This is a genomic window from Mycobacterium sp. NPDC051804 (assembly GCF_044452905.1).
GTDB lineage: Bacteria > Actinomycetota > Actinomycetes > Mycobacteriales > Mycobacteriaceae > Mycobacterium.
Genome location: NZ_JBITCD010000005.1, coordinates 1 through 7,563 on the forward strand (window position 1 = coordinate 1; position 7,563 = coordinate 7,563).

A 7,563-nucleotide genomic window follows, 5' to 3' on the forward strand; every position below is an offset into this window, starting at 1 on the left:
GCTGACTCCACTCGACCCAGCTCGCCCATAACCGGATCCTCCGCCCGCCGCACCCACCCCACCGGAAGGCTCGCCGAAGTTCAGTCAACTAGACGTGCCCTGGTGTTCCGCGACGGTGACGACGTCGTCGTGTTGTCGCGCAGCGGTAAGGACCTCGGCAGGTACTTCCCCGAACTGGTGGAGGCGCTGCGCGACGAGCTGGCACCCCGCTGCGTACTCGACGGCGAGGTCGTCGTCCCCAGGGAGATCGAGGGCCGCATGCGGCTGGACTGGGAGTCGCTGTCGCAACGCATCCATCCGGCGGCCAGCCGCATCAAGATGCTCTCCGAGCAGACACCGGCACACTTCATCGGATTCGACGCACTCGCCACCGGGGACGTGTCGCTCCTGAAAGAACCCTTCAGGGTCCGCCGCAAGGCGCTGGCCGATGCGGTGAACGAGAAGACGTGGTGTCACGTCACGCGCACCACTGAGGACCCGGAGCAGGGCGCGCAGTGGCTCGACACTTTCGAGGGCGCGGGGCTGGACGGGGTGATCGCGAAACGTCTCGGCGGCCCCTACCTGCCCGGCAAGCGGGAGATGGTGAAGGTCAAGCACGCCCGCGACGCCGACTGCGTGGCCATTGGCTATCGAATTCACAAGAGCGGCGAAGGTGTGGGGTCCATTCTGCTCGGCCTCTACCGAGACGACGGAGAACTCCAGATGGTCGGTGGCGCAGCATCGTTCAGTGTCAAGGACCGCGTCAAGCTACTCGCCGACCTCGAGCCGCTGCGAGAGGGGGACGTACGCGACGGCGACCCCAGTCGCTGGAACTCCGCCGCCGACAAGCGTTGGATCCCGGTGCGGCCGGAGAAGGTCTGCGAGGTCGCCTATGACCAGATGGAGGGAAACACCGTGCACGGCAAGCGGTTCCGACACGCCGTCAAGTTCATACGGTGGCGGCCCGACCGTGACCCGTCCAGCTGCACCTTCGATCAGCTCGACGCGCCCCTGAACTACGACCTCTACGACGTGTTGGAGTCTTGAGATGGCCACGCCTGCAGAAGAAATCGACGTCGACGGTGTCAAGGTTCGGCTGACCAACCGCGACAAGCCGTACTTTCCGAAGCTCGGCAAGGACGGCACCAAGGGCAAGCTCTTCGACTATTACCTGGCCGTCGCGTCGGGTCCGATGCTGGCTGCGTTGCGGGATCGGCCGACACATCTCCAGCGTTTCCCCGACGGCATCGAGGGCGAGGAGATCTACCAGAAGCGGGTGCCGCAGAAGCACCCCGACTATCTGGAGACGTGTACCGTCACCTTCCCGTCGGGCCGAACGGCGGACGCGCTCAAGGTGACTCATCCATCGGCGATCGCGTGGGCCGCCCAAATGGGCACCGTCACGCTGCATCCGTGGCAGGTGCGATGCCCCGACACCGAACATCCCGACGAACTGCGCATCGATCTCGACCCGCAGCCCGGCACCGCGTTCAAGGAGGCTCGCGAGGTTGCGGTCGACGTGTTGAAACCGCTGCTCGACGAACTCGGGCTGGCGGGCTATCCGAAGACCTCAGGTGGCCGCGGGGTGCACATCTTCCTGCGGATCAGGCCGGACTGGGATTTCATCGCGGTGCGACGCGCGGGGATTGCGTTGGCGCGCGAGGTGGAGCGGAGGGCGCCGAAGGCGGTGACGACGTCGTGGTGGAAAGAGGAGCGTGGGAAGCGGATCTTCATCGACTACAACCAGAACGCGCGCGACCGGACGTTCGCGTCGGCGTATTCGGCGCGCAAGACCGCGATCGCGACAGTGTCGACACCGTTGACGTGGGAAGAGTTGCGCGACGCGGACCCGGACGACTACACCATCTTGACCGTGCCGGATTTCGTCGCGGGACGGCCGGATCCGTGGGCTGACATCGACTCCAAGGCGCAGTCGCTTGAGCCCCTGCTAGAGATGGTCAAGGCCGACGAGGAGGAGCGGGATCTCGGGGATATGCCCTATCCGCCGAGCTATCCGAAAATGCCGGGGGAGCCGCCTCGTGTGCAGCCAAGTAAGAAGGTGGCGGCGAACTGGGACGAGGACGGCAATCGGGTTGAGTAACGGGGTCGGACTGCACGAGATTTGAACTCGGCGTTCGACCATGATTGCTCAGCGGATAGGAACTTCTATCCCTACGTGCAGGGAAGCATGGCTGTCTCAGCGATTACCAAACCGCTCTCTGACCGCGATCATTTCCTTAAGCCGGACGGCCCCGGTCCGTCTAAAGCAGAGGAGAACATCATGAAGCTGAGCATCACATCTTTGGTCGGCAGCGGCGCAGTCGCAGTAGCGGTACTGCTCGGCGGCGCGTCGCAGGCGGCGATCGTGCACGCGGAACCCGCGAAGCCCACCGTGACGAAGCCGCCACCACCGCCGGTGTGGACATCCGGCATCGACGGAGAAAGCAAGGACGACAAGCACTCGGACCCCTTTTACTGACGGCCCATGCCCGCGCGCAGAAGTCCTCCGCTTTACAGGTTCGGCTTTGGAGTAGTCGGTCTCCTTCAGACAGCGGTTAAACGCAGCCGCTGACACTTATCCGTCGGCCGAAGTTCGCGCACACATTGACATTCGGCGGTGGTGGAGGCGGCGGCGGTGGTGGTGGTGCTGCCTGGAAGTCCTGCGGAAGCGGCGCGTAGTACGCGGGCGGCGGAGCGTAAGCGGCGACCGTGTCGGCGACGTTCATGCACCCGCTTACCGAAATGCGCCTGCCGGCGCTCGCGCAAACGTCGGCATTGGCCACACCAGACGGTTGCAGCACCGCGTACATCTGAGGAACTGCCGTAAGGGCCAAAATGCCTATCCCCATGGCGACCGAAGGCCGCGTCCAACGTTTCACCGCGATCTCCTTCCGGTCTCCGCTGGGCGCATTCCTGCGTCCGATTCGCGGACCGAGGGCTGAAGTATATTCCGTCCCCACCCCGACGAGATCGCAATTAGCTCAGCGAACGCGCCGCTGGGTGGACCGCTAGGGAGTCGCACCTTCGGGCCCGAGTAGGGGAGTCCAGGCGCAACGCTGCCTGATATCGGTCAGCGGCTGACGGATGTGCTCCAAGTCGGCTTGCACCTGCGGGTTGGCGTCGACATAGTTCTGCACGTCGTCGCGCATCTGATCTCGGGGCTGACCCTGGAGGTTGGTGAAGAATCCGTTCGCTTCAGGATGAGTGAACAGGTAGGCCGACGTGGCGGCGGCGACGCCTGCGGTGACTCCGGCCACGTCAGCGGCGGTGCAGTTAGGCGGTCTTTGCTGCGGATCCGCCGTTGCGATCCCCGTCGCACATAGCAATGTGCCCGCGACTGCGCCGATGCCGAGCGCTCCGACTACCGCTCGGCGTGCAATGAAGGCTGTGAGCATGATTGGCTCCTTCTTACGGTAACAACGGCACGTGACCAATGACGGCCGCGCCCACCTCAGCTAAGCAGAATGCGCTGCGGCATTCGAGCGAAAAGCGCACCAAAACCGAGACTCTCATCGCTGAGAGCCGGCCTCGCTTCCGAGTGGCGAAATCGTCCGCAGGCAGCGACACGCCTGTCTAACATCGATTGATGGCATTGGATATGGCGCGCGTGCGCAGGATCGGGCTTCGTCTCCTCGCCGGCGCGCTGACGATCCTCGCAATATCCTTCGCGCCCAACGCTATTCCGAGCGCGACCGCACAGGGGTGTCCTGACATCGAGGTGATCTTCGCCCGCGGCACCAACGACCCGCCAGGCATCGGCATCGTCGGCCAGGGATTCGTCGACGCGCTGCGCGCCAAGGTCGCCCCCAGAACGGTTGGCGTGTACGCGGTGAATTACGCCGCCACCTTCAATTTCCTTCGTGCCGCCGACGGCGCCACCGACGCGAACAATCACGCCCAGTACATGGCCAACACGTGCCCGAACACCAAGCTGGTCCTCGGGGGGTTCTCCCAGGGGGCAGCCGTCGTCGACTTGATGCTGGGCGTCGCCCCGAACGTGTCGGCCATTTCCGGCATGAGTGCCATACCGGGCCTGGACGCTATCCCCGGTCTCGACCTGAATGCTCTTGCGAGGCCTATGCCGCCCGATGTCGCGAACCGCGTCGCCGCTGTCGCGGTGTTCGGTAATCCGCTCGGCAGGGTCATGGGCCCGCTGAATGTCCTCAGCCCCGCGTTCGGCGCGAGAACCATCGACCTGTGCAACCCCCAGGATCCGATCTGCGACACAGGCGATCTGAGCAACCGGGCCCCGCACCACCAATACGTACCCGGAATGACCGATCAGGCCGCGACATTCGTCGCCGGGCTCGTTTAATCCCCGGTGCGCTCAACCCTCGAGTCGAAGTCGCTGTTGAACGGGCACGCGCCGGTGATCGTGTAGTGCCCATTTCCGGTGAGCAGCGTGATCGGATCCTGCGCAGGCGTCGGCACCGGGTACTGCAAGGTGATCTCGCGGTGAGCGGGCCCACCCTTCTCGCATGTTGAGTCCGAAACTCTGTTCGCCAAGACGAATTGGTTCTTGGCGAACGTGAGGATCTTGGCGTCGCCCGGGTTTGCCCAGTAGCTCAGGCAGCGGTCACCGGTGCGAAGGCAGTACGTCGAGATGTCGAAGCTGACGTCGGCGCTGCGGTTGCCGTCCTTATAGGTGTCGACCTCCTGGTAACGGCCGTACAACCCCTGCGCCGGCGAGACCACCCGGGCGGGCAGGGTTGCGGGGTCGACGACAGAGACACCGCCCTCGGCGTCGCCCGTGCGCGTGAACGTCACCGGTCGGTTGCTGGCACAGTTGGGGTCTGTCGACCGGACAATGAACTCGCCTTTCAGCGAGCCGTCGGGCTGCGACTGCAACGACATGGTTTCCCAAACCTCGGTCGAGGCGTCACCCCCGCACTTGCCCTCCTTGGTGTTCACCGCCTCCCAACGGCCGTCCACCTGGTCCAACACCAAAGCCGTTGCCGTGGTTACAGATCCATCGACCTTGGTTGCACTCGCCACGCATGCACCGTCGCCGCCTTCGCACGCCGACTTGATCACCCAGTTCTCATCGCCGCCCGAAGCATTCTGAAAGGGCTGACCGTTGGGCTGGGTGGGCGCGCCGAAAGTGGCGGAGAACGTACCGTTCGGTCCCGCGCCCGGTGGGGGTGGTGCGCCGCCGCCGGGCGCTGCCTCCTCGTCTCCGCCGAGAACGAGCAGGATCGTCGCGACGGCGCCGACGATCATCACCAGCGCAATCGGTACGACGATTGCCGTGCGCTTGTACCAAGGCCAGGGCGCATCGTCGTCGGTTCCCCGCGGCGGGGCGGGCGCATCGGGCGAAGCCTGCGCCGGTTGCATCTGCGTCGGAGCCGCCGCGCTCTCGGCATCCGGCGCGGGCGTGCCAAGGTGCGTCGGTGCCCAGGCCTTCTCGACGTGGTCCGGCGTTCCGGCCTGCGTGGGTGCCCAACCGGGCTGGGCCGGTTGCGCCGTCGTTGGCGCCCAGGCCTTCTCGACGTGTTCGGGAGTCCCGGACTGGGTGGGTGCCCACTGCGGAGGGGACGTCTGCTCGACTGGGCGGGCTTGCGTCGGATCCGCAGCCGGTTGGGCCTGGGTCGGATCTGCGGCCGGTTGGGCCTGGGTCGGATCCGCGGCCGGCTGCACGTTCTCGGTTCGCCGGGCCTTTGTTTCTTTATGCCAGTGCTTTTCGGTGTCTTCGTCTTGAAAGGCCTGTGTAGGCGCAATGGGTGCCACACCGGGCGCCGTCTTCCGTGAACCGGGTTTGGTCGCCTGCTTCCGTCCGCCGTTGGCGACAGCTGCCAGTGCTGCGCGGGCCATCTCCGTCGTCGTGGGGTATCGATCTTCGGGATCTTTGGCCATCCCGGCGGCGATCACCGCGTCCAGTTCGGGCGATACGTCTTTGCGTTTGATCGACGGCCGCGGCGGCGGCGTCGTGAGGTGCCCGGCGATCTGCTGTTCGACGCTCTCGCCGGGGAACGGCCGGCTCGACGTGAGGCATTCGTAGAGCACGCACGTCAACGCGTAGATGTCGGAGCGGGTGTCGCTCTGGCCGGTGGTGAAACGCTCGGGCGCCATGTACGGCCATGTGCCGACGACGTTGCCGGTGGCCGTCAACTTCGTCTCACCGGCCGCGCGTGCGATGCCGAAATCGATGAGGTACGAGAAATCGTCCTCGGCGACCAAGATGTTGGACGGCTTCACGTCGCGGTGCACGAGCCCGATCTTGTGCGCCGCGTTGAGCGCCGACGCGATCTGCTCGATGATCTTCACCGCGCGTACGGGCTCCATCGGTCCCGCGTTCAGGACGTGCTCCAGGTCCTGTCCTTCGATCAGCCGCATGTCCACATAGAGGCGGCCCTCGATCTCGCCGAAGTTGTGGATCGGGACGACGTGGGGGTTGTTGAGACCCGCCGCGGCGAAGGCCTCGTGCCGGAACCGCTCCTCGAAGACGGGATCAGCGGCCAGCTGCCTCGGCAGCACTTTGACTGCCACTACGCGGCGGGTGGCGGTGTCGAACGCCTTCCACACCTCGCCCATGCCGCCGCGACCGATCAACTCGACGAGGCGATACCTGCCGAAGGGCGTGCCCTCCACTACGCCTCCTGGACAATGCGGCAAATCAGCACGTTCACACTCTTCACGATCGGGCAGTCGCCCGGTCCCGTATTAGAGATTGAAGCGGCTGCGGGCATAGCGCAACCCACTGGGCGTGATCGGATCCGCAAAGTCTTTCCTCCGCCGCTGCGCGGGCCTGGTACGTAGGCGAGCTATTCCTTGAGAACGCAAGGCAACCACATGTGTTGGGCCGGTGTCTCGGCTAAGAATGCCATCCGGCGTCAAAATTTGCTGTTTTCGCTGAATGTGTCGCGTTGGAGGCTGCTGACTGCGAGAATTCTCCGATCTGACGCTTTCGGGGGAAACGCCAGCTTGAAGGGGGTAGTTGATGACGATGATTCGCCGGTCCAGCGCGGGGCTGTCGATGGTCTTCGCGCTGCCCGCATTTGTTGCCGATGCCGCTGCCCTGCTCGCTACGCCGACCATCTGATCTAGGGAACGACTATGCAAGATCCAACTACACGGCGACGTGTCCAAGAAAGATCCAAGACCGACGACCAAAGCTCGCGTCAGTCAGCAAGCCACTTGAGCAGGAGCAGGTCGTCATGAGCATGAAGCACGTCGCCGTAACCACCACACGCGTCAGAGGCATGGCCGTCGCCGCGGCATCGGTCGTGGCCTTTTCGTCCGCGGCTTTGGGCGTGGGGGCGGTCCCCGCCTTCGCTCAGCCGACGGAGGACACGACTGTCGTGGATACGCCGTTCTACGAACCGCCGGTCGTGGAGGCCCCGCCGGTCGTGGAGGCCCCGCCGGTCGTGGAGGCGCCACCGGTGGTGGAGGCGCCGCCGGTTGTGGAAGCGCCGCCGGTCGTTGAAGCGCCGCCGGTTGTTGAGGCGCCGCCGGTTGTTGAGGCGCCGGCTCCGGTTGAGGAGGCTCCGGCTCCGGTCGAAGAGGCCCCGGCTCCAGTCGAAGAGGCCCCGAAGGTCGAGCCCGAAGCGCCAACGGCGCCAGAAGCTGATACTCCGGCTGATAAGC

General features: G+C 65.1%; 7 protein-coding genes and 1 pseudogene. 5 read left to right on the forward strand and 3 right to left on the reverse strand.

Features of this window, described 5'->3' with window-relative positions; all coding sequences use genetic code 11:
* The first annotated feature begins 27 nt into the window (after window positions 1-27).
* The 3 genes from ACIA48_RS19590 to ACIA48_RS19600 all read left to right on the forward strand — a co-directional run bounded on the left by ACIA48_RS19590 (window position 28) and on the right by ACIA48_RS19600 (window position 2,458).
* Window positions 28-1,026 carry an ATP-dependent DNA ligase gene (locus ACIA48_RS19590; RefSeq protein ID WP_396736757.1) on the forward strand — a complete coding sequence of 333 codons (999 nt, stop codon included), beginning with the start codon at window positions 28-30 and terminating at the stop codon, window positions 1,024-1,026.
* A 1-nt stretch (window position 1,027) separates the two neighbouring features.
* The gene (ligD, locus tag ACIA48_RS19595; protein WP_396735120.1) at window positions 1,028-2,080 is read left to right on the forward strand and encodes a non-homologous end-joining DNA ligase; all 1,053 of its coding nucleotides are present in this window, start codon (window positions 1,028-1,030) and stop codon (window positions 2,078-2,080) included.
* Window positions 2,081-2,260: 180 nt separating this feature from the next.
* A complete protein-coding gene (locus tag ACIA48_RS19600) occupies window positions 2,261-2,458 on the forward strand; it encodes a hypothetical protein (protein WP_396735122.1) in 198 nt (65 codons plus the stop codon).
* A gap of 76 nt (window positions 2,459-2,534) precedes the next feature.
* Here the strand turns inward: ACIA48_RS19600 and ACIA48_RS19605 are convergent, their stop codons facing one another.
* Both ACIA48_RS19605 and ACIA48_RS19610 read right to left on the reverse strand, forming a co-directional pair.
* Window positions 2,535-2,828, reverse strand: coding sequence for a hypothetical protein (locus tag ACIA48_RS19605; RefSeq protein WP_396736760.1), 294 nt, complete (start codon window positions 2,826-2,828; stop codon window positions 2,535-2,537).
* A 159-nt stretch (window positions 2,829-2,987) separates the two neighbouring features.
* Window positions 2,988-3,377, reverse strand: a complete 390-nt coding sequence (locus tag ACIA48_RS19610) for a heme-binding protein (protein ID WP_396736763.1) — start codon at window positions 3,375-3,377, stop codon at window positions 2,988-2,990.
* Between the two features lie 188 nt (window positions 3,378-3,565).
* Between ACIA48_RS19610 and ACIA48_RS19615 the strand changes: the two genes are divergently transcribed.
* Window positions 3,566-4,294, forward strand: a complete 729-nt coding sequence (locus tag ACIA48_RS19615) for a cutinase family protein (protein ID WP_396735125.1) — start codon at window positions 3,566-3,568, stop codon at window positions 4,292-4,294.
* Here the strand turns inward: ACIA48_RS19615 and ACIA48_RS19620 are convergent.
* A complete protein-coding gene (locus ACIA48_RS19620; RefSeq protein ID WP_396735128.1) occupies window positions 4,291-6,567 on the reverse strand; it encodes a protein kinase in 2,277 nt (758 codons plus the stop codon). The genes ACIA48_RS19615 and ACIA48_RS19620 overlap by 4 nt on opposite strands.
* 566 nt (window positions 6,568-7,133) lie before the next feature.
* On the opposite strand from ACIA48_RS19620, the pseudogene ACIA48_RS19625 reads away from it, so the two are divergent.
* Window positions 7,134-7,563 (forward strand): annotated as a pseudogene (locus ACIA48_RS19625) (hypothetical protein); the annotation flags it as partial.

What these genes read in the sequence shown, in the direction of transcription:
- ACIA48_RS19615 (WP_396735125.1), top strand. Translation starts at nt 3,566, where the DNA reads ATGGCATTGGATATGGCGCGCGTGCGCAGGATCGGGCTTCGTCTCCTC.
- ligD (WP_396735120.1), top strand. Translation starts at nt 1,028, where the DNA reads ATGGCCACGCCTGCAGAAGAAATCGACGTCGACGGTGTCAAGGTTCGG.
- ACIA48_RS19605 (WP_396736760.1), bottom strand. Translation starts at nt 2,828, where the DNA reads ATGGGGATAGGCATTTTGGCCCTTACGGCAGTTCCTCAGATGTACGCG.
- ACIA48_RS19600 (WP_396735122.1), top strand. Translation starts at nt 2,261, where the DNA reads ATGAAGCTGAGCATCACATCTTTGGTCGGCAGCGGCGCAGTCGCAGTA.